The sequence below is a fragment of the Acinetobacter kanungonis genome (assembly GCF_009939195.1).
Classification (GTDB): domain Bacteria; phylum Pseudomonadota; class Gammaproteobacteria; order Pseudomonadales; family Moraxellaceae; genus Acinetobacter; species Acinetobacter kanungonis.
In genome coordinates, this window is sequence record NZ_JAACKC010000009.1 from 14,267 (window position 1) to 36,683 (window position 22,417).

Below are 22,417 nucleotides of genomic sequence, written 5' to 3' on the forward strand. Positions count from 1 at the left end.
TCGAATATGTACACGCATGTGTACATAAATGATGTAGCTCATTGTGTCTTAGTGTGTTTATATTGAAAATGCGGGAAATACTGAAAAATAAGGATTTTATTGTAATTATTGTCTTGGTATGTCTTAATGGCACTAATCCTTTTGAACGATTAATGCCATAGTTGTTCCATATAAGCCATGCCCCTGAAGTGCCAATCAGGGTCAGTTACACAATAGGTGAAGTTTTATTTTGCTTTAAGCCAAGCAGTTAAATCTGCCATCACTTGTGCAAACTTCTCGTTTAGTGGCGCGCCACCTTGTGCCAAGTCAGGTTTACCACCACCTTTACCACCAAGCTCATTTGCTAAGTGTTTAATGATGTCACCTGCCTTTACAGAAGCAGTAAAGTCTTTAGCTACAGATGCGATCAAGCTAACCTTGTCACCCTCTACACCTGCAAGAACGATTACTGCATTTTCTAATTTTGATTTCACACCGTCATGTAGGTTGCGAAGTGCTTTTGCATCCATGCCCTGAACAGTTGTGATTAAAGTTGTGCGACCTGCAAGCGTTTGAACTTGGCTTAAAAGTTCAGCAGCTTGTAAGCTTGCTAATTTTTGATTGAGTTGTTCAATCTGTTTTTGCAATGCAGATGAAGTTTCAACAATCGCTTCAACTTTCTCTACAGTTTGATCTTTCTGTGCTTTCAATAAACCATTGATATGCACAATATCTGCTTCCGCTTTTTGTACAACTTCTAAAGCTTTAGTGCCCGTTACCGCTTCGATACGACGCACACCTGCGGCTACACCACCTTCAGACGTGATTTTGAATAAGCCGATGTCGCCTGTACGTTGCACGTGAATACCACCACAAAGCTCAATCGAGAAGTTTTTCTCTTCAATAATTGAACCCATAGACAGTACGCGAACTTCGTCGCCATACTTTTCGCCAAACAGCATCATTGCACCTTTGGCTTTTGCAGATTCGATGTCTAATAACTCTGTAGTTACAGCAGTATTCGCAAGAACCTCAGCATTGACTAAACGTTCAATCTGTTGCAACTGCTCGAATGAAACAGGTTGGTCATTGGCAAAGTCGAAACGTAAGATGTCACTTGCAACCAAAGAGCCTTTTTGCTGTACATGTGAGCCTAAAATTTGGCGTAATGCAGCATGTAAAAGGTGAGTTGCAGAGTGGTTACGCGCAGTCGCTGCACGAATGTCTGCTTTAACAATCGCTTCTACAGTTTGCGTCGCTTTAAGGCTACCAACAGTCACAATCCCTTGATGGACAAATGCACCGCCTGACTTTTTGGTGTCTTGAACTTCAAAAATACCAGTTTCATTTTTGAAGATACCGGTGTCACCAATCTGACCGCCGCTTTCTGCATAGAAAGGTGTTTGATTCAGTACGATCAGGGCTTCATCGCCTTCAACCACTTCGTCAACTTGCTCGCCATCTTTATACAGGGCAATAATTTGACCTTGACCTGCAGTCGCATCGTAACCGTCAAATTGAGTTTCGCCTTCAACTTTCACAACGCTGTTGTAGTCAATTGCGAATTTACCTGCATCACGCGCACGTTGGCGTTGTGCAGCCATTTCAACTTCAAAGCCTGCTTCATCAATGGTTAAATCACGTTCACGTGCGATGTCAGCAGTTAAGTCAGTTGGGAAGCCGTAAGTGTCATAAAGTTTGAAGACCACTTCACCCGGAATTACAGAGCCTTTCAGTTGAGCTAATTCACCTTCAAGCAATTTCAAGCCTTGCTCTAAAGTTTTGGCAAATTGCTCTTCTTCTTTAAGCAGTTGCGCCTCAATACGTGCCTTTTGTGCTTCAAGTTCTGGATATGCAGCACCCATCACTTCAATTAAAGGCTGTAACATTTTGTGGAAGAACGAGCCTGTTGCACCGAGTTTGTTACCATGACGTACCGCACGACGAATGATACGACGCAGTACATAACCACGACCTTCATTTGAAGGGTTTACACCATCAGCAATCAGGAAGCAGCAAGAACGCGCATGGTCTGCAACAACTTTAAGTGAAGCAGGGTACTGAACAGGCGTACCTTTTTCTTTGGCTTCAGCTTCAAGCGCAGTGGTATCTAAACCAACAATTTCAGCGGCTGCTTTTAATAGGTGCTGGAATAAATCGATTTCGTAGTTTGAGTTCACGTGTTGTAGAACTGCTGAAATACGTTCCAAGCCCATGCCTGTATCAACAGAAGGTGCTGGAAGAGGGTGGAGTACGCCATCTGCAGTGCGGTTAAACTGCATGAAAACGTTGTTCCAGATTTCAATGAAACGGTCGCCATCTTCTTCAGGTGTACCCGGTAAACCACCCCAAATGTGGTCGCCATGGTCAAAGAAGATTTCTGAACATGGACCACAAGGACCTGTGTCACCCATTGCCCAGAAGTTGTCAGACGCGTATTGACCGCCTTTGTTGTCACCAATACGGATGATACGGCTGGCATCTAGACCAATTTCTTTGTTCCAGATGTCAAATGCTTCATCATCGGTGTGGTAAACCGTTGCATACAATTTGTCTTTAGGCAGTGCTAACCAGTTGTCGCCAGTCAGGAATTCCCAAGCGAATTTGATCGCATCACGTTTGAAGTAGTCACCAAAAGAGAAGTTACCTAACATTTCAAAGAAGGTATGGTGACGCGCGGTATAACCGACGTTATCTAAGTCATTGTGTTTACCGCCAGCACGGACACATTTTTGTGACGTTGTCGCACGTACATAATCGCGCTTTTCTAGACCTAAGAAACAGTCTTTAAACTGGTTCATACCAGCATTTGTAAATAATAATGTTGGGTCGTTGGCTGGAACCAGAGAACTCGACGCGACACGTGTATGCCCTTGCGATTCAAAATAGCTTAAAAAAGCTTCGCGAATTTCAGCGGATGTCATAAAACGAGTACTCACAACCAAGTCACTCCATAAATCTCGAATTTGGCTAAATGTATTGTTTATCGGTGTTTCTATACACCCTACAAAAATACAGGCTTAATTTTTTAAAACGCCAAATTATAACGGAAAAAGCCCCATGCACCAATCACTTTACTATGAATTAATGACAAAACTATGGAATTGTAAGTCATCCTTTAGTATGTATTTATTTTCAGTAAATAAACTTCTGCAGAATTGCTTCAACAAATCTCTGCATGAGAAACCAGTAGTGTAAAGCTGATTTTGCTGCATATTTTTTAAAATTGTTGTCACAGAATGAATTTTCTCGTACTTTTGTACGAAAACAGCTTGGATAAAGTGCAAAATCCATTAACATAAGGCGGCTTAAATTAAGGTTTCATATAAAGGAAAAGTCATGCAAAAGGTGGCGATTAATGGATTTGGTCGAATTGGTCGTAATGTTTTACGCGCTTGGTTCGAAAATCCTAAAGATTTCCATTTTGAGATCGTGGCAATCAACGATATTGCAGATGTAGAAACCTTAATTCATCTGTTTAAGTACGATAGTACCCATGGACGTTTCAAGGGCAAGGTTGAGCTTGAACATGAAGATGATCAGATTTATATGCATGTCCATGCAGGGCTTGCCAGTTTAAGAGTGCAAGTCTTGTGTCAAGCTGAGCCTGCGCAATTGCCATGGCAACAATTAAATGTTGATGTGGTGCTGGAATGTACTGGCTTGTTCCGTTCGCATGAAGCTGCAATGCGTCATGTTCAGGCTGGGGCAAAGCGCGTGATTATTGGTGCTGCGCCATTTGATACCGTAGATGCTGCGATTGTGTATGGTGTTAATCACCATGAGGTGAAAGCAGCGGATCAAATTATTTCCAGTGTGTCGTGTACTACGCAGGCGTTGGTGCCATTGGTCAAAATTATTGATGATGCCTTTGGAATTCAAACTGCATTGATGACCGAAATTCATGCAGTTACTGCCGATCAGTCAGTGTTGGATCATGCACATCGAGACTTGCGACGCGCACGTGCATCGGGACAAAACATTATTCCAACCACATCTTCAGCGCTTGGGGCATTAAAACAGGTCATGCCGAAAATGGATGGACGTATTGATGGCTATTCCATTCGTGTACCCACCATTAATGTTGCCGCGATTGATTTGACCTTTTTGTCACAGTCTCCGATCACTGCACATAAAATTAATGAAGTGTTGATTCGCGCTGCAGAAAGTGATTATGCCGAAATTATGCAGGTCACGGATGAGGCTTTGGTGTCTAGTGACTTCAATCATTCCCCATATTCATTAATTGTTGATTTAAGTCAGACCATGGTGGTGGGACATCAGGCCAAAGTCTTCGCTTGGTATGATAATGAATGGGGCTATGCGAACCGTTTATTGGATCTGTGCGAATCCTTTGTTTAATGTATACAGCACCTTACTGAATCAAAAATAAGGTGCTGTAATTGTTATTCGTCTGCTTCCGCTTCGTTTAAAAAGCCTTCTTTAATTTCTGTGGGTAGACCTTCATGCCACCAAGTGTAGATTTCAGCCTTAATGTTGAGATCTTCGTCTGGGTCATTGAATGGTTCGTCATCTTCACGAATCAGCTCATCACCTTCAAATTTTAGCCAGAATTCCCAAGGGTCATCATCTCCGCAGCCCCAAGCCTGCACTTGCAGTTCAGGGCTAAGACTTTTAAGGAAAAACATGATGGCTTCCATAATGTCATCGCCTGACGAGCCGTGTACAAAGTGTAGAATGCTATAGCCCGCAAGTCGATAGGCGGTTTCTGGAGCCAAATCGTATTCCATTTGATCGACCTGATCTAACAGTTCTTGGGCAAGTTCAATCCCATATTCAGCGTTTATTGCGCCTGCTAATTGCAGAAAAGTCACAGGATTGTCCTGATGCTGCTGGAATAGTTGATCAATACGTTCCATAACGGAGGTATCAGGGTGGTGATAGTACAAATTGCTATGTAGTTCCATAATGATGATCCAAATGATTCTTTTAAGTTGAATAGTTGTTATGCGAATTGACTATAAAGCCAGAGAAGAGTTTCTGAAACCCAAAACATGTATCAAATTATCATTCCTTGTAGTTTGATGTGTTAAGACTATAGCGTGAAAGCTTAAGAATTGTGAATGATTGAAAAATATTGAGTTTTTTCTTTAATTTTAAGCATCAAGGCGCACCTTCTTGGCATATGATAGAACAAGTACAGAATGACAACGAGAACGAGAACGAGATGATGATGTTAATTTGGGGATTTATTTTGCTGTTGGCGGTTGCTGTGATTTTTCTGGTGTGGTTTCAGTTTAAGCAACAGGGAGAAGGCGGCAATCAGGATGTTGAGTATCAGCAGCATTTAGAACAAAAAGTTGCGCATCTTGAAGAAAATTTAAAGAAAACACTGGAAATCATGCAAGATCTTGCCAAGAAAATGCATGTGCAGCAGGAAGCCATTGATAAAACCGTGAAAAGAACGCATCAATTGGAATTGCAGAATGCGGAATTGGTCAGCTTGCTCAGCAAGTCGGTTGGGCAAACGGATCGTCCGTTTTAACCTTTTGCGCCAAATTTTAAATTAGGATTTGGCGCAGTACCGCTGCACTGAGCATGCTAATGATTACTGTTGAGAGGAGCGGCAGTCTTGATGCTGCCAATAAGGTAATGCCAATTGCGATTAAGTCTGCTGGATGATCCTTAACAAAATAAGGCGCAATCACTGAAATAAGTACACAACCTGGCACAACTTCTAAGATTTTTCTGTGCTTATTGGACAAGGTTTTATTCTTTAATAAGACATAGCCCAATAAGCGAGTTAGATAGGTGGTGATGGCGACCAAAAGAATGGCAATCAAAGTGCTGCTATGAATCATTCGTCATCTCCAATGAGGAAAAATGCAGAAACAATTCCTGTGAGCGCACCCAAAGGTACATGCCAGCCCGCAGGCAAGTATAAATAAGCAAGCGCAGCGACCACCAAGCTTACTAACCATGGACGTGCCGCAACAAATCCAGTCCACATTCCGCGTAATAGCACCAAAATAATGGCGGGAAAAGCCATGTCAAAACCATAGGGACGAATATCGCCCAAGACGGGACCCAGCACAGAACCTAAGGTCGTAACAGAGACCCACATGATATATAAGGCTAAACAGACCCCTGCGTAATAAGGCATGTTGAAGGCATGTCTTAAGCCAACTTGATGAATCCGCTTTTGTGCATTGGATAATCCTAATGCCCAACTTTCATCACAGAGGAAAAATAGTGCAGGGTACACTTGGCGGTCGGGCAAGTGTCTTAAATAAGGCACTAAACTTGCCCCCATCAATAGATGTCGACTATTGATTAAAAAGGTAATAAACATGAGTAAAAGGAACTGCGGTGGATTGGTCCACATTTCCAAAATGGCAAATTCCGAGCCACCTGCAAAGTTCAATCCAGTTAACAGCGAAACTTCGACAATAGAAAAACCCTTTTGAGAGGCTTGAGTGCCTAGTACCAATGCCAGCGGGACAAAACCCAGCAGCATTGGGAGTGTGGTTTTAATGCCACGTAAAAATTCAGCTTGATCCTGACTTTTCAAGATCAATGAAAGTGTAGAGCTGCTTTTTAATGTGGACATGGGAGATACCTCACAAAGTGGGTAGTCATTGTAAAAACTTTGTGCTGATATTTGACGCTAAAATAGGCAGTATTTGCAGTGGAATAGGCATAAAATTGCTCTAAAATTAAAATAAAGAGTATTTAATGCTAAGAGGCTGAGTATGGATAAAATTGATAGACGAATCTTGCAGACACTACAGCAAGATGGAAAACTGGCGAACAATGAATTGGCTCAGCGTGTTGGTCTATCGGCGTCGCCGTGTTTGCGTCGTGTAAAACAGCTTGAAGAAACTGGCATTATTGAAAAGTATGTGGCTTTGGTGAATCCACAAAAAGTCAATTTGGGTCTGACGGTATTTGCACGCATTTGGCTGAAAGGGCAAGATGCGAAAACGGTCAATCACTTCATAGATTCCGTTAGGGAGATTCCTGAGATTGTGGAATGCCAACTGATGGCAGGGGATTGTGACTTCTTTTTAAGGATTGTGGTGACCGATCTGGATGCTTATCGTAAATTTCAAATTCAGCATTTAAATAAAATTACCGGCATTCAGAATGTAAAAACTGAAATTCCCTTACAGAGTATTAAGCAGACAACTGAACTACCTTTATAAAAGCACGTGCTGTATGAAAAGATAAATTATTGATAACAATCTTTAACTTAGTGCGATAAATCTCAGCAATATAATTGTGGCAAGATTGGTATTAAATGTAAAAATCTCAGTGCATGGTGTGAACTATCGTGCTAAACTAGGAGAAATCGGGTGTGCTCCCGATTTTTTTATGCGGATTACTTCCGCGCTGACAAGAATTTAGGTTTACAACATGCCCATTTCAGAGACATGGTTATTACCTGATGGTGTAGCTGATGTATTACCAGAGCAAGCGCAAGTAATTGAAAACTTGCGCCGTGACGCCTTGGATTTCCTCACATCTCGAGGTTATCAATTGGTGTACACGCCGTTTATTGAATACATAGAATCCCTTTCTTCTTTATCCGAATCGAATCACGATTTAGACCTTGCGACATTTAAAGTCATCGACCAGTTATCAGGTCGTTTACTCGGGGTGCGTGCGGATATGACGCCACAAGTGGCGCGTATTGATGCACATGTTCATCCTGTAGATGGTGTGGCACGTTATTGCTATGCAGGCACCGTACTGCATACCAAGCCGCAAGGCTTTAATACCACGCGAGCGCCATTACAATTGGGTGCGGAGTTGTTCGGTTCGGACAGTATTGATGCTGACGTCGAAATGGTCGATGTCATGCTCGGTCTGATTGAGAAAGCAGGATTGGTAGACGGGATCCATCTGGATTTAGGGCATGTCGGTTTGTTCCGTAGCTTGGTGAAGCGTGCGGCACTGAATAAAAATACTGAACGTGAACTATCAGATCTCTATCAACGTAAAGCATTGCCTGAACTGGCTGAATTTACGCAAGATTTGAACTTCGGTGCCGACTTCTATGCATTGGGTCGTTATGCAAGTGACTTAGATGCCTTGCAAACACACCTCAGTGCAGAAATTCTGGCAGATGAAGCATTCAAACATGCTTTGGATGAGTTAAAAACCACACAGTCTGCGATTCAGGCACGTTGGCCAAACTTATTTATTGGTGTTGATGTCGTTGAATTACGTTCATACCACTATCACACAGGTTTAATGTACGCCGTTTATGCACCGAACCGTGCTGCCTCTTTAGCGCAGGGTGGTCGTTATGACGGTATTGGCGAGCATTTTGGTCGTGCGCGTCCTGCGACAGGTTTTAGTTGTGACTTATATGCATTAAGTGCAGGTCAGTTTAAAGCTGCCTCTGTAGTTGTTGCACCTAAGGGCATAAATGCTGACTTACTTCAAGCGATTGCTGCCGTTCGAGCACAAGGCTTAAGTGTAATTCAGTTATTGGGTAATGATGATTTAAACTCTATTCCAAATGCGACACATCAACTTGTTGATGTTGCTGGTGAGTGGCAAGTTAAACCAATTTAATCACTGCGAGTGGTGTTCATGTCACTACTCGGAGTTTTAATTTTAACAGCATGATGTAATGAGGCTATTATGGGCAAGAATGTTGTGGTACTTGGTACCCAATGGGGCGACGAAGGTAAAGGTAAGATCGTCGACCTGCTCACAGATCAAGCGGCTGCGGTAGTTCGTTATCAAGGCGGACACAACGCAGGTCATACTCTCGTGGTTGGTGGTAAGAAAACTGTATTACACCTCATTCCATCTGGTATTTTACGTGAAAACGTACTGTGCTTAATTGGTAACGGTGTTGTGCTTTCACCAGAAGCGTTAATCAAAGAGATGACTATTCTTGAAGAGCAAGGCGTACCTGTTAAAGAGCGTTTACGTATTTCTCCAAACTGTCCATTGATTCTTCCGAACCATATTGCACTTGACCAAGCACGTGAGAAAAAGCGTGGCAATGCAAAAATTGGTACAACGGGTCGTGGTATCGGTCCTGCGTATGAAGACAAAGTTGCGCGTCGTGCAGTACGTGTTGCGGACTTGGTTCGTGGCGGCGAAGCGTTAAAAGCACAATTGGCTGAAGTGTTGGATTACCATAACTTCCAGCTTACTCAATACTACGGTGTTGAAGCGGTTAAGTTAGAAGACGTACTTGCACTTTGCGACCAATGGCGTGAAGTGGTTGCTCCGTTAGTGGTTGATGTAACAACTGAATTGCACAACTACCGTAAAAACGGTGACAACATCATGTTTGAAGGTGCTCAAGGTTCATTACTTGACGTTGACCATGGTACCTATCCGTTTGTAACATCTTCAAACACGACTGCGGGTGGCGTAAGCTCAGGTTCTGGTTTGGGTCCATTACATTTAGATTATGTTTTGGGTATTACTAAAGCATATACAACACGTGTAGGTGCTGGTCCATTCCCAACTGAATTGCATTATGATGCAGCGACAGATACAGGTGATGCGATCGGTCGTCATTTAGGTACTGTGGGTCACGAATTTGGTGCGTCTACAGGTCGTCAGCGCCGTTGTGGTTGGTTCGATGCAGAAATTTTACGTCGCTCTGTTGATGTAAACTCGCTTTCTGGTATTTGCTTAACTAAACTTGACGTTTTAGATGGTTTAGAAGAAGTAAAAATCTGTGTTGGTTACGAAAACACGGATTCAGGTTGTGTCGGTTCTTCTGATGCGCTTGCATATGAAAACTTAAAGCCGATCTATGAAACCATGCCAGGTTGGACAGAGTCTACTGTTGGTGCGACAAGTGTAGAGCAACTCCCAGAAGCTGCGATGAACTACATCAAGCGTATTGAGCAGTTAATTGAGTGCCCAATTGATATTATTTCAACGGGTCCAGATCGTGCAGAAACTATCGTATTACGCCATCCATTTGATGCTTAATCAATAGTTATGTGCTAAAAAAGCCTCGCAATAGCGGGGCTTTTTTACGTATTTGCAAAGCTAAATTGGATATCAGTGAAATCCAGACTAAAGTTGCATTTGCTTGTACGCTTTTTCAAAATAGCCTTGTTACAATAACTTAACAGTAAATCTGGATTTTGGCAGGATGCAAAAAAATATTTCTAGCACCATTTTACATTCATTAATTTTTGCTATGGGTGGTGCCCCCACAATTGCCATTCTCATTATTCAGGCACAAACCCAAGACCCGAATATTGTATTTTCCGCTTTCGTAGGGCTTAGCGTCATTCTTGCCTGTATTTTAGTGCCCATCATTTTGATTCAAAATGCCTATTTATGGTTGAAGCGTAATGATGAAAAATTAGAAGAAAAAATCAAACCTGTTGGTCAAGTTTATATGGTGTTGAATATTCTGTGTTTGATTTATTGGTTAAGTTACCAGTTTATGCACTAGGTCAATTACATAAATACTATGTTTATGAAGCTGTTATTCATTCAAAGCTCCACATTGATTGCATATAATGCGCATATATTGATGTGATCCAAGAATGGTGGAGATTAAAATAATGAAGAACAAACTGATGTTAAGTTTGTGTGTGGCAGGAGCTGTCACTATTTCTGGTTGTACCACAGTTGCTGACATGGCGGGTGCAGATACGGCATCTTTAAATGTTGCGGCAACTCAAGGTTTTAATAAAACCGTTCAGGAAGCTCGTGGTAACAATACGCTTGATACGTCTTCTTCAACCTATAAACGCATTTATGCTGTCTTTAATCGCTTGAAACCGTATGCAGATCAAATGAACCAGACGGGGACTAAGTTTGATTGGCAGTTGGCGGTATTGAAATCTGATCAAGTGAATGCCTATGTGGCACCTGGTGGTAAAGTGGTGTTCTATACGGGTATTGTAAATAAACTAAACCTAACCGATGCTGAAATTGCAGCCGTAATGGGACATGAGATGATCCATGCTTTAGAAGAGCATGCGAAAAACAAAATTGGTGCCCAAGCTCTAACTGATTTGGCTTTGGGTATTGGTTTGAGCTACGCAGGTGATAGCGTAGGACAGATGGGTGCAGCCGCTGCACAATTGGGTACACAAGTTGGTGTTGGCTTGCCATATTCACGTAGTTTAGAAAGCCGTGCTGACCAAGGTGGTTTACTGTTGATGGCAAAAGCAGGCTATAACCCGCAAGCTGCTATTACACTGTGGGAAAAAATGAATAAGTTGGATGGTGCAGGTGGTTCATCGTTCCTGTCTACGCATCCATCGAACAGTCAGCGTATTGAAGCTATGCGTAAAAACTTACCTGCTGCACAAGCAGTGTATAACAAACGATAATCATATCGTTTGAATCAAAAAAAGGATGCTGCAGCATCCTTTTTTTATTTTCATAGATCAATAATTTTTGACAGGCAAAGCAGTGCTTTGACTTAATGTATAACTGAGAAAGATTTATGGTGCGGGATTCGGTTGCTGACGGTGAATCGCTTCTATGCCTTGAAGCACTTCGGTGGATAGCGTGAGGTCAAAGGCATCAATATTCTCTTTCAGTTGATCGAGATTGGTCGCTCCAATGATGGTACTGGTCACGAAGAACTGTTGCTTAATATAGGCGAGTGCCATTTGAGTCAGGCTTAAGTCATGTTGCTCTGCCAGTTGCGCATATTGTTCAGTTGCCCATTCACTTTCAGGGTTGCTGTAACGACTAAAACGCGAGAATAGGGTAATACGTGCATTGGCAGGACGTGCGCCGTGACGGAATTTACCCGTTAGGTAACCAAAGGCAAGGGGTGAATAAGCCAGTAGCCCGACGCCTTCATATTTTGCGATTTCAGCCATGCCAATTTCATAACTGCGATTGAGTAAGTTATACGGGTTCTGAACACTGACAATTTTATCTATACCCAATTGTTCTGCAAGTTGTAAAAACTTCATGGTTCCCCATGGTGTTTCGTTGGATAGTCCAATATGGCGGATGCGTCCTTTTTCAACTTCCTCGGCAAGAGCGACTAAGGTTTCAGCAAGAGCGGTCACAGGTTTTTCATCTAAGGCTTCGTTATTGCCATAGCCAAGTTTTCCAAAGAAATTGGTATTCCGTTGTGGCCAGTGAAGTTGATAAAGATCAATATAATCTGTTTGCAAGCGTTTAAGAGAATCGTCTAGGGCTGAGGAGATTTCAGCAGCGGTAAAGCGGGTTTGTCCATCACGAATGTGACTGCCTCCCTGAGAAGGACCAGCAATCTTGGAGGCAATAAATAATTGATCACGACCGCCATGTTGTGCAATCCAGTTACCAATAATGCTTTCCGTGCGACCTTGAGTTTCAGGCTTAGGTGGGACAGGGTACATTTCTGCGGTATCCCAAAAGTTGAGACCGCGTTCCAAGGCATAATTTAATTGATCAAATGCTTCTTGCTGCGTGTTTTGTTCGCCAAAAGTCATGGTGCCTAAGCAAATTTCTGGAACGAGAATACCGCTGTTACCTAATGGTTTGAATTGCATAACATCTATCCTGAAACTAATAATGGATTCAGGCTATCGTAAATATGCTGCTTTGTTAACGAATAGTTGTGTATAGTTTTGTGAAAAAAATGAATTATTTAGCATAAAAAAAGCAAATCGAAAGATTTGCTTTTTCTGAATGCGAGTTGAAGATTTATTCTTCGTCATCTTCATAGTCATCCTCAGTATTTGACTGTTCCAAAGAAGCATCAAAAATAAGAATGGCTTTACCATCAGTTTGAATCATGCCTTGGTCTTCAAGTGTTTTCAGTACACGACCAACCATTTCACGTGAGCAACCCACGATACGACCAATTTCTTGACGGGTGATACGGATTTGACGACCGTTTGGTAGAATCATTGCTTCGGGTTGAGCAGAAAGATCAATCAAGCAGCGTGCAATACGACCAGACACATCAATGAAGGCAAGGTCAGTCACTTTGCGTGTGGTATTTTTTAAACGACGAACCAGTTGTGCAAAAACTGCGTAACTTAAGTCTGGGTATTGTTTGCTTAATTCATGGAAGTTTTCATAAGTTACTTCAGCGATTTCACAAACGTCACGTGTACGAACTTCGGCAGTACGTTGAGGGTTTGCTTCAAACAGACCCATTTCCCCAAAGAAGTCGCCTGGATTTAAATATGCCACTACAATTTCACGTTCATCATCTTCACGTAAAATAATAGAAACTGACCCTTTTAAAATCAAATAAAGTGATTTTGATTCTGTACCCGCATCGACAATAGTTGTGCGTTTTGGGTAACGGTTTATATATGCTCGTTTTAATAGTGCCTTAACTGATTCAGGTAATTGACCTGGCGATAGCGCATCAGTACTCAGCTGTGAAAAGTTTGAAGTCATGCTTTTGGTTTCCGAAAATGGATAAATAATAGATCGCACAAGACCTAAAATGAACTTGTCACACAGAAGAGGTGAAATTCCTTATCAACTCAAATTATGTTAGTGTACAGGTACACGGTAAATTTATAGCTTTTTTTAGGTAGTTGCAATGCAAACAAGTGTACATTGGCTAGAGAATGTTGCTTTTGAAGCGAAATCAGAAAGTGGCCATAGTGTAGTGATGGATGGTTCCCCAGAGTATGGTGGTGAAAACCGTGGACCACGTCCCATGGAACTTATATTAATGGGACTTGGTGGGTGTGCATCCTTCGATATTGTGACAATTTTAAAGAAATCTCGTCAAGATGTGACAAATGTTGTCTGTCAGCTCAAAGCAGATCGTGCTGATAGCATTCCAGCAGTGTTCACTAAAATCCACCTACACTTCGTGGTAACGGGTAAAGCTGTGAAGGAAAAACAGGTTGCAAAAGCGGTTGAACTGTCTGCAGAGAAGTATTGTTCAGCAAGCAAAATGTTGTCTGATGGTGGTGTCGAAATCACTCATGATTTTGAAATTATCGAAGCTGAATAAGCGTGAAAAAAAGGCTGGTAATGAACCAGCCTTTTTTGTATTCAGTACTCAAATTTTATTATGGTGTTATTGACTATAAACGGAAGAAAAACTGCTTGAAGTATGGTTCAAAACGAGCAAACCAATCAATCTGCGCGACGGCTAGAAAAAATTACATCGACACTCTTGAAAATAAAAATAGCCAGACCAATATTATAACTGAGATTTCACATATTTATTAATTTAAGATATTGAAAAATATGTGAAAAATAATTTGAAATCGAAAAATAAGTTCCCATATATCTTACAAGTTAAAAATTTGTTGTGAGGAATAACAAGAATGCGTTTTGAGAAATTTACAAACCGCCTACAGCAAGCGCTCTCCGATGCACAATCTTTGGCAATGGGTAAAGATCATACCTCGATTGAGCCAATTCATGTGCTTTCTACTCTACTGGAAGAGGCTTCCAATATCAGTCTGTTGCAACAGGCTGGTGCCAATTTACGTGATTTGCAGAACAAATTGCAGCAGGCATTGAAAGATGCGCCGACACTGGCGAATCCGACAGGAGATATCAATCTCAGCCCAGAAGCGGTTAAAGCGCTGAATCTGGCAGATAGCTATGCACAAAAAGCAGGAGATGAGTTCCTTTCTACGGATTGGGTGCTGTTAGCGCTTGCTGAAGTTGGGGCAACCAAGTCTTTATTAAATAGCGTAGGTGTCACTAACGACAGTTTACGTAAAGTAATTGATAAAATTCGAGGGGATGAGAAGGTCATGAGTAATAATCATGAAGATCAACGTGATTCACTGAATAAATATACGATAGACCTGACTGAGCGTGCCTTGGCGGGCAAGCTTGACCCTGTAATTGGGCGTGATGATGAAATCCGCCGCACAATTCAAGTACTCTCGCGCCGTACCAAAAATAACCCTGTACTGATTGGTGAACCTGGGGTGGGTAAAACCGCGATTGTTGAAGGCTTGGCACAACGAATCGTGAATGGTGAAGTGCCTGAAAGCTTAAAAGGCAAACGTGTCCTATCTTTAGATTTGGGTTCATTGCTTGCGGGGGCGAAATATCGCGGTGAATTTGAAGAGCGCCTAAAAGCGGTGCTGAAAGATTTAGCCAAACATGAAGGCGAAATCATTCTGTTCATCGATGAGCTGCATACGCTAGTAGGTGCAGGTAAGGGTGATGGCGCAATGGATGCAGGCAATATGCTTAAACCTGCTCTCGCACGTGGTGAATTACGTTGTGTTGGTGCAACGACCCTAGACGAATATCGTCAATACATTGAGAAAGATGCAGCCTTAGAACGCCGTTTCCAAAAAGTGTTGGTGGATGAACCGAGTGTAGAAGACACCATTGCCATTCTACGTGGACTCAAAGAGAAGTATGCAACTCACCATGGCGTACAAATTCTGGATTCAGCAATTATTGCGGCTGCGAAAATGTCGCATCGTTACATTACCGATCGTCAATTGCCAGACAAAGCGATTGACCTGATTGATGAAGCGGCATCGCGCATCAAAATGGAGTTGGATTCGAAACCTGAAGCACTGGATAAGCTAGATCGTCGCTTGATTCAGTTGAAGATGCAGCTTGAAGCGGTCAAGAAAGATGAAGATGCAGGTGCTAAAGGCGAGATCAAACATCTAGAAGAGCAGATTGCAACGGTTGAGAAAGAATATAACGATCTAGAAGAAATCTGGCGTGCCGATAAAGCTTTGGTCGAAGGCAACAAAGATATTCAAGTGAAGCTGGATCAAGCGCGGATTGCTTTAGAAAAAGCACAGCGTGAAGGTGATTTGGCTGAAGCTGGGCGTTTGCAATATGGCGTGATTCCAGAATTGCAAAAGCAATTGGAACGTATTGAAGTTGCCGAAGAAAATGAAGCACCAAAACTATTGCGTAACAAAGTCACAGACAATGAAATTGCAGAAGTGGTCAGTGCGGCTACAGGCATTCCAGTAGCGAAAATGCTGCAAGGTGAGCGTGAAAAACTGCTGCAGATGGAAGATTTCTTGCATAACCGTGTGGTTGGACAAGATGAAGCTGTAGTGGCGGTGTCGAATGCGGTGCGTCGTTCGCGTGCGGGACTGTCTGATCCAAACCGTCCAAGTGGTTCATTCTTGTTCCTTGGTCCAACAGGTGTGGGTAAAACTGAATTGACCAAAGCCTTGGCAAACTTCCTGTTCGACAGCGATGATGCCATGATTCGTATCGATATGAGTGAATTCATGGAGAAACACTCTGTGAGTCGTTTGGTTGGTGCACCTCCGGGTTATGTAGGTTATGAAGAAGGCGGTGTGTTGACTGAAGCTGTACGTCGTAAGCCGTATAGTGTGGTGCTGTTTGATGAAGTTGAGAAGGCACATCCAGACGTATTCAATATTTTGCTACAAGTCTTGGATGATGGTCGTCTTACCGATTCACAAGGTCGTGTAGTGGACTTCAAGAATACCGTGATTGTGATGACGTCCAACCTTGGTTCACAAGATGTGCGTGAATTGGGTGAGGGAGCTACGGAGGATGAAGTTCGTGCATTGGTGATGAGTGCGGTAACGCAACACTTCCGTCCAGAGTTCATTAACCGTATCGATGAGTTGGTGATTTTCCATTCATTGAAGAAAGCCCAAATTCGTGGCATTGCCGATATTCAATTGGATCGTTTACGCAGTCGTTTAGTTGAGCGTGATTTGAGCTTGTCTGTAGAAGACACTGCATTTGATTTATTGATTGATGCTGGTTTTGACCCAATTTATGGTGCGCGTCCTTTAAAACGTGCCATTCAACAACAGGTCGAAAACCCATTAGCTCAAAAAATCCTTGCGGGTGAATTCCAGCCTGGCGATACCATTTTAATCAAAGCGGATCAGGGTCATCTGGTCTTTGATAAAATGAAATTGAGTTAAGACCTTCTTCCTAAAAAAAACCAGCTTCGGCTGGTTTTTTTATGTGACAAGCTTGGGAATGAAATTTATATTCTGAGTCAGAAAGTGACAGAAATAAGCTAAAACTTGTGATATAAATCACTCATAAGCTATTTATATGTAAAACAATTATCTTTATTTTTGCTTTTTGATTATACTGCATGCACATAATAAGCACACAATATGAGTCATATAAATGTCAAAAATAAAATGGGGTGTTGGAGGGCTTGTTGCGGTTGCCACATTGGCTGTTGGTGGAAATTTATATGCAGATAAAAGTCTGCAAACTTACTATCAACAAGAAGCGAAACAACCCAGCAAAAATCTAAGCTTGAACTATCAAAACTTTCAGATGGGCGCTTTGCAAGGCAGTGCCGACTGGACAGCTGAGCTGATTCTTGATCCATGCAAGCCGAAAGATGTGATTAAATTGGCTGGGCGCGACCATATTCAGCGCAGTTGGAATGGCTATCAAATTCAATCGGACATTAAAATTGTTCAAACAGATAGTGCATTCAAACCTTTGTTGAATCAACCTTTAAAGCTTCAAACGCGTGTCAATTGGTTGGGAGCAATGAAATCGACCCTGACCACGCCAGAAATTGTGCGTAATGAAGCAAAAATGCAGACGCGTTTAGACCCTGTAACTTTAGAATATCGAACCAAGTCAGTGGATGATCAGCTTCAGGTGCAGGATTTAACCTTAAAAATTCCAAATTTAACGGTAACAGATGCGGAAACACATTTCCAAATGACAGGCTTAACTTTGGAAACCAATCAAGGTTTAAGTGGCAATTATCTGGAAGCTGGAAAAACCAAAATCCATATGGATTTGCTGAAAATGTCGGATCGTAGTTTGAATAATCCGATGAGTGCAGAGTTAAAGAATTACCGTATTGAAGCAGAAAGCGACTTGACGGAACGGGTGTTGAATACCAAGTTTTCGATTCAAGCGGATGAAATGAAAGTGCCATATTCACCTGTTATGCAAAACATTCAGTTCAATTTCAATTTACAGGATGTGAATCGTGCCAAACTTCAAGCCTTCTTTGATGTTGTAGAAAAGAGTGAAAATAGCTGTTTAGCGAAAGAGAAATTGCTGGAAGATCTTGAGCCTGCCTTACTTGCTGTCATCAATGAAGGATTTAAATTTGAGTCCAAGGATAATCAGCTTAAAGTCGGTACAGGTGAAGCAAAAGCTAGTATGACGGGTCGTTTTATGCCTAGTCATCAAAAAACTTTAAAAAGCATGGTGAGTATGGTGCCGAGTTTGGTGGAATATAAAGCCGACATGCAGTTTGATAAAAACATGATCGCATCCATCATGAAGAGTTTACCAGGTCAGAAGCAGCAGTCGATGTCTGATCAAGAGCTAGAAAGTATATTAAGTAGTATGCAACAGTCAGGTCAGCTGAAACGCGATGGGGATGTGATGAAAATGTCGATGGAATATAAATATGGTGAGAAGAAATTTCTCACGGAATAAGCGTTCTAATTGACATGCAACTTATAAAAAAGACCGCAGAAGCGGTCTTTTTTATGTCTGAATTAAATAGGGTGGTGTTGAATTTTCCACGCGCGGTGAATTTTTTGATTACGCTTGAAGTCTGGCCCAATAGTTTCTTGGGTGATTTCTTGCACATCAAACATCGCTTCAATTTCTTCATCTAACTCAAAACCACGGTAGTTGTTAGAGAAGTAAAGCGTACCTTCAGTGGTCAAACGGTTCATCGCACGTTTCAATAGAGAAACATGGTCGCGTTGTACATCGAAAGTGCCGTAGAACTTTTTAGAGTTCGAGAAGGTTGGTGGATCGATAAAAATCAGGTCATATTGCTCATGACCTTCTTTCAGCCATTCAAAACAGTCGCTAGCAAAGAATTGATGCTGTTCGTCAGCATGATCAACCGTTAAACCATTCAAGACGAAGTTTTCTTTAGACCAGTTCAGGTAAGTATTGGACAAATCTACACTGGTGGTACTTGCCGCGCCACCTAAAGCCGCATGTAAGCTTGCTGTTGAGGTGTAGCTGTACAAGTTTAAGAAATGCTTGCCGCGTGCTTCTTTGGCAATACGCAAACGAATTTGACGGTGATCGAGGAATAGACCAGTATCCAAATAGTCGGTCATATTCACCAAAATTTTGGCTTGGCCTTCTTGTACGATAAAGCGTTTAGAAGCAGTACTTTGTTTGGTGTACTGATTTTTGCCTTCCTGACGCGCACGGGTCTTGATGAAGATTGCATCGCGTCCCAAACCCGTTACGGCACGAATCGCAGCTAAAGCCAAGTTAAAACGCTTTTTGGCTTTTTCAGGATCAATACTTTTTGGTGGTGCGTATTCTTGCACGTGCAGACGATCACCATATAAGTCAACGGCTACATTAAAATCAGGTAAGTCGGCATCATATAAACGTAAACAGAAAACGCCTTCTTTGACTGCCCATTTTTTCAAGGTCTGCATGTTTTTCTGCAACCGATTGGTAAAGTCTTCTGCACCTTTAATCGGCTCGAATTGCAGGGGTTGCCAAGTTTCAAGGAAGGGCTTCACCACGGTAGCTGGTTTGATCTTGCCTAAGCGGATGTAGATAGGCAATTTACCATTCATTAAACGCATGGTTTGTGGATCACTAAACGCCATCACATCGGCTTGCTCAACCGCTGCAGCGATAACGGCGGCTGTTTGATTTGGGAAGTTCTTTTGTAAGAGCGCAGATAAGCCCAAATACAAGGCACGGTTAGAAGCTTTATCACCTAAACGCTCACCATATGGTGGGTTGGTGACAATAAAGGCAGTTTTGTTGCCGACTTCAAAATCAGGCCAGTCAGAAAGCGTACGTTCTTCAATCTGAATCTGGTCAAGCAAGCTTTCAAAACCTGCAGCCATAATATTCTGTTTGGTTGCTTTGACTGCTTCCCAATCCGCATCAAAGGCATAAAACTTCGGTAATGGCTGAGCCAATGCTTGTTGATGACGTTCAGCGGCTTCGGCTTTAATTGACATCCACAATTCATTGTTGTGACCATTCCAGCCATTGAAACCAAAACGACGCACCAAACCAGGGGCACGATCGGTCAACAACATGAGCGATTCAATAATGAAAGTACCCGAACCACACATTGGATCCAAGATAATGTCTGGACGTAATTGTTGCAGGTTGGCTTTTTGCAAAATTGCAGCTGCAAGGTTTTCTTTGATTGGGGCATCGGTCATATAACGACGATAACCACGTTTATGCAAAGAATCGCCAGATAAGTCTAAGCAGTAAGTGTGCTCAGTTTTACCCGCAAGCACGTACAGGGTAATTTCAGGCTGCTTGGTATCGATACTTGGACGACGACCCACCGCTTCCATGAACGAGTCCACCACACCATCTTTAACACGTAAGGTTGCGAATTGGCTGTTCACCATAATTTCACGTTCAACGTGCAAACGAATGGCAAATGTACTTTGTGGTGCAAAAATAAGTGACCAGTCAAAGCTGATTGCACCTTCATACAGTTCTTCCGCAACGTCACGTGCATCATGGCTGCGTTCAAGTTCATGGGTATGAATAGGCAGTAGAACACGTGAAGCCAAACGTGACCACATGCAAATACGATAGGCCTGTTCTAGTGTGCCTTTAAAAACTAAACGCCCTGGAAAGCGTTCAATTTGTTCGATGCCTAGACCTTGTAATTCTTCTTGGAGTAAGGTTTCTAGCCCATCTGCACATGTGACCCAATAGTTGCTTAAACGTGAAGAGCTATTCATAAATTAGATAGACCAAGATTTAAAAAAATACTTGGCAAAGTTTAACTGATTTTGGCTTTGAAAGCTTTTTTAATTGCGAGTTTGCATACGCAGATCATAAAAAAATACACTTTTAACTACATGGTTCTCAGAAACTGGTATGCATTTTGCTAACTCAACAGCATTAAATGGCAATGTGCGTTGAAGCTCCACTTCGTTTGCACAATTTGCGTAAATCATTATTCGTATTAAATTCAATAAAACTGGGGGATTGAAAGAGATGTCTAATCACGGATTTGTTGCTCATCCTGAGGCTTTTTCTGCTGCAACTTTGATTTATACACGTTTGCGCCGTGTCTCTGGGCGTGTCATTGATGCGATGTACCTTGCTGAAAATAAGGCCTATGCCCGACATGTCGTGGATTTGGCTTTGGCCACTGGAGATGCCGAGTTGGTTCGTCAGGCGGAACGTTTACGCAGTTTTATGGATTTAGATGCAGTAATTGAACCCGAGGTGGTGGCGGAAACCGTAGTTGAACCGACTCGTTATCGTGAAGATGAAGTGACCGAAGAAGAAATTTATCGTGCGCAGGTACACCATCACTATATTGGTGCATTGCGCTAAATCTTGTTGCATATTGGTTGACTTATCACTTTATTTAAACCAATCATCCTAAATCTCAAATTTACGGTGATTGGTAGACTTCGCATTGAATGATAAATTTTGTTTAAATTATCTTATTGAAATAACGCATAGGAAAATAAGAAATCATTTTAAATATCGTCCTATTTTCTTTTGAGTGCCGAAAACTTCAACTGCCAAATCTGGGGAATCTCTGTATAATACGTTAACTTAACGTATAAGGAATCTCTCATGCACTTGGCGGCATTGCATACTCCGAGTCAGATTCAACTCAATAAAGATGGAAATTTAAAGCATTTCCTGACCATCGAAGGGCTATCGAAAGCCACACTCACGAAAATATTGGACACTGCGCAGTCCTTTTTTAATGACCAAAATCAGCTGATTAACAATAATCTGCTTGAAGGTCGTACGGTCATGAATCTTTTCTTTGAAAATTCAACCCGTACCCGTACCACTTTTGAAGCGGCGGCGAAACGTTTATCTGCGAATGTGTTGAATATTGATATTGCACGCTCAAGTACTTCCAAAGGTGAAACCCTACGTGACACGCTGTGGAATTTAGAAGCGATGGCGGCAGATATCTTTGTGGTGCGTCATTCATCTTCAGGTGCAGCGCATTTTATTGCTCAGACGGTTTGTCCGCATGTCGCAATCATCAATGCGGGTGATGGTCGCCACGCGCATCCAACCCAAGCCATGTTAGACATGCTCACCATTCGCCGTGAAACCAAGAAACCCTTTGAAGAGCTGAGTGTCGCCATTATTGGTGATATTAAGCACTCACGTGTTGCACGTTCAGATGTTGCTGCTTTACAGACTTTAGGCTGTCAAGATATTCGTGTCATTGCACCGAATACGTTATTGCCACATGGTTTTGAAGAATATGGCTCAGGTGTGCGTCTATTTAACAAAATGGATGAAGGTGTCAAAGACTGTGATGTAATCATTACTTTGCGTATTCAAAATGAACGTATTGATTCGCCAGCACTGTCTTCACAATCTGAATTCTACAAAATGTTTGGTTTAAACAAAGAACGTTTAGCCTTGGCTAAGCCAGATTGTATCGTGATGCATCCAGGTCCAATGAACCGTGGGGTTGAAATTGACTCAAGTATTGCAGATGGTCCGCAATCAGTGATTTTAAATCAAGTCACCAATGGTATTGCAGTGCGTATGGCTGTCTTAGCCTTATCAATGCAAGGTCAATTACAAGAACAAGGTCTATTAGAAGCGATTGCGGGATAAGGGA

General features: G+C 42.1%; 19 protein-coding genes. 12 read left to right on the plus strand and 7 right to left on the minus strand.

The window, feature by feature from the left end; all coding sequences use genetic code 11:
- Nucleotides 1–224: 224 nt before the first annotated feature.
- Nucleotides 225–2,918, minus strand: coding sequence for an alanine--tRNA ligase (alaS, locus tag GWK51_RS14550; protein ID WP_171519189.1), 2,694 nt, complete (start codon nucleotides 2,916–2,918; stop codon nucleotides 225–227).
- A 400-nt stretch (nucleotides 2,919–3,318) separates the two neighbouring features.
- On the opposite strand from alaS, the gene gap reads away from it, so the two are divergent.
- Complete coding sequence (gene gap, locus GWK51_RS14555) at nucleotides 3,319–4,341, plus strand: type I glyceraldehyde-3-phosphate dehydrogenase (protein ID WP_161934250.1); 1,023 nt, start codon at nucleotides 3,319–3,321, stop codon at nucleotides 4,339–4,341.
- 44 nt (nucleotides 4,342–4,385) lie between these two features.
- Here gap and GWK51_RS14560 read toward each other — a convergent pair whose 3' ends face one another.
- A complete protein-coding gene (locus GWK51_RS14560; protein ID WP_161934251.1) occupies nucleotides 4,386–4,907 on the minus strand; it encodes a hypothetical protein in 522 nt (173 codons plus the stop codon).
- A gap of 263 nt (nucleotides 4,908–5,170) precedes the next feature.
- Here GWK51_RS14560 and GWK51_RS14565 point away from each other — a divergent pair, with 263 nt between their 5' ends.
- Nucleotides 5,171–5,485, plus strand: coding sequence for a hypothetical protein (locus tag GWK51_RS14565; protein WP_161934311.1), 315 nt, complete (start codon nucleotides 5,171–5,173; stop codon nucleotides 5,483–5,485).
- Nucleotides 5,486–5,501: 16 nt separating this feature from the next.
- On the opposite strand, the gene GWK51_RS14570 is transcribed toward GWK51_RS14565, so the two are convergent.
- The gene (locus GWK51_RS14570; protein ID WP_100241520.1) at nucleotides 5,502–5,801 is read right to left on the minus strand and encodes an AzlD family protein; all 300 of its coding nucleotides are present in this window, start codon (nucleotides 5,799–5,801) and stop codon (nucleotides 5,502–5,504) included.
- Nucleotides 5,798–6,550: an AzlC family ABC transporter permease gene (locus tag GWK51_RS14575; protein WP_161934252.1), complete on the minus strand. Its 753-nt coding sequence runs from the start codon at nucleotides 6,548–6,550 to the stop codon at nucleotides 5,798–5,800. The genes GWK51_RS14570 and GWK51_RS14575 overlap by 4 nt, the downstream gene beginning before the upstream one ends.
- A 142-nt stretch (nucleotides 6,551–6,692) precedes the next feature.
- On the opposite strand from GWK51_RS14575, the gene GWK51_RS14580 reads away from it, so the two are divergent.
- The 5 genes from GWK51_RS14580 (at nucleotide 6,693) to GWK51_RS14600 (ending at nucleotide 11,276) form a co-directional block, all read left to right on the plus strand.
- The gene (locus GWK51_RS14580) at nucleotides 6,693–7,145 is read left to right on the plus strand and encodes an Lrp/AsnC family transcriptional regulator (RefSeq protein WP_100241518.1); all 453 of its coding nucleotides are present in this window, start codon (nucleotides 6,693–6,695) and stop codon (nucleotides 7,143–7,145) included.
- A 211-nt stretch (nucleotides 7,146–7,356) separates the two neighbouring features.
- Nucleotides 7,357–8,523 carry an ATP phosphoribosyltransferase regulatory subunit gene (locus GWK51_RS14585; protein WP_161934253.1) on the plus strand — a complete coding sequence of 389 codons (1,167 nt, stop codon included), beginning with the start codon at nucleotides 7,357–7,359 and terminating at the stop codon, nucleotides 8,521–8,523.
- A gap of 69 nt (nucleotides 8,524–8,592) precedes the next feature.
- The gene (locus GWK51_RS14590) at nucleotides 8,593–9,912 is read left to right on the plus strand and encodes an adenylosuccinate synthase (protein ID WP_100241516.1); all 1,320 of its coding nucleotides are present in this window, start codon (nucleotides 8,593–8,595) and stop codon (nucleotides 9,910–9,912) included.
- 166 nt (nucleotides 9,913–10,078) lie between these two features.
- Nucleotides 10,079–10,387, plus strand: a complete 309-nt coding sequence (locus tag GWK51_RS14595) for a phosphoethanolamine transferase domain-containing protein (RefSeq protein WP_100241515.1) — start codon at nucleotides 10,079–10,081, stop codon at nucleotides 10,385–10,387.
- 112 nt (nucleotides 10,388–10,499) lie between these two features.
- Nucleotides 10,500–11,276: a M48 family metallopeptidase gene (locus tag GWK51_RS14600; RefSeq protein ID WP_100241514.1), complete on the plus strand. Its 777-nt coding sequence runs from the start codon at nucleotides 10,500–10,502 to the stop codon at nucleotides 11,274–11,276.
- 114 nt (nucleotides 11,277–11,390) lie between these two features.
- Here GWK51_RS14600 and GWK51_RS14605 read toward each other — a convergent pair whose 3' ends face one another.
- Both GWK51_RS14605 and crp read right to left on the minus strand, forming a co-directional pair.
- A complete protein-coding gene (locus GWK51_RS14605; protein WP_161934254.1) occupies nucleotides 11,391–12,440 on the minus strand; it encodes an NADP(H)-dependent aldo-keto reductase in 1,050 nt (349 codons plus the stop codon).
- A 154-nt stretch (nucleotides 12,441–12,594) separates the two neighbouring features.
- The gene (gene crp / locus GWK51_RS14610; RefSeq protein WP_100241512.1) at nucleotides 12,595–13,302 is read right to left on the minus strand and encodes a cAMP-activated global transcriptional regulator CRP; all 708 of its coding nucleotides are present in this window, start codon (nucleotides 13,300–13,302) and stop codon (nucleotides 12,595–12,597) included.
- A 148-nt stretch (nucleotides 13,303–13,450) separates the two neighbouring features.
- Between crp and GWK51_RS14615 the strand changes: the two genes are divergently transcribed.
- The 3 genes from GWK51_RS14615 to GWK51_RS14625 all read left to right on the plus strand — a co-directional run bounded on the left by GWK51_RS14615 (nucleotide 13,451) and on the right by GWK51_RS14625 (nucleotide 18,276).
- The gene (locus tag GWK51_RS14615; RefSeq protein WP_142768353.1) at nucleotides 13,451–13,873 is read left to right on the plus strand and encodes an OsmC family protein; all 423 of its coding nucleotides are present in this window, start codon (nucleotides 13,451–13,453) and stop codon (nucleotides 13,871–13,873) included.
- A 319-nt stretch (nucleotides 13,874–14,192) separates the two neighbouring features.
- Entirely contained in the window at nucleotides 14,193–16,772 is a 2,580-nt protein-coding gene (gene clpB, locus GWK51_RS14620) for an ATP-dependent chaperone ClpB (protein WP_161934255.1), read from the plus strand.
- A 214-nt stretch (nucleotides 16,773–16,986) separates the two neighbouring features.
- Nucleotides 16,987–18,276: a DUF945 family protein gene (locus GWK51_RS14625; protein WP_161934256.1), complete on the plus strand. Its 1,290-nt coding sequence runs from the start codon at nucleotides 16,987–16,989 to the stop codon at nucleotides 18,274–18,276.
- Between the two features lie 62 nt (nucleotides 18,277–18,338).
- Here the strand turns inward: GWK51_RS14625 and rlmKL are convergent, their stop codons facing one another.
- Nucleotides 18,339–20,543 (minus strand): bifunctional 23S rRNA (guanine(2069)-N(7))-methyltransferase RlmK/23S rRNA (guanine(2445)-N(2))-methyltransferase RlmL, encoded by a 2,205-nt coding sequence (gene rlmKL, locus GWK51_RS14630; protein WP_161934257.1) that lies wholly within the window; start codon nucleotides 20,541–20,543, stop codon nucleotides 18,339–18,341.
- Between the two features lie 250 nt (nucleotides 20,544–20,793).
- On the opposite strand from rlmKL, the gene GWK51_RS14635 reads away from it, so the two are divergent.
- Both GWK51_RS14635 and GWK51_RS14640 read left to right on the plus strand, forming a co-directional pair.
- Nucleotides 20,794–21,147: a hypothetical protein gene (locus GWK51_RS14635; RefSeq protein WP_171519190.1), complete on the plus strand. Its 354-nt coding sequence runs from the start codon at nucleotides 20,794–20,796 to the stop codon at nucleotides 21,145–21,147.
- A 249-nt stretch (nucleotides 21,148–21,396) separates the two neighbouring features.
- A complete protein-coding gene (locus GWK51_RS14640; RefSeq protein WP_161934259.1) occupies nucleotides 21,397–22,413 on the plus strand; it encodes an aspartate carbamoyltransferase catalytic subunit in 1,017 nt (338 codons plus the stop codon).
- Nucleotides 22,414–22,417 lie beyond the last annotated feature (4 nt).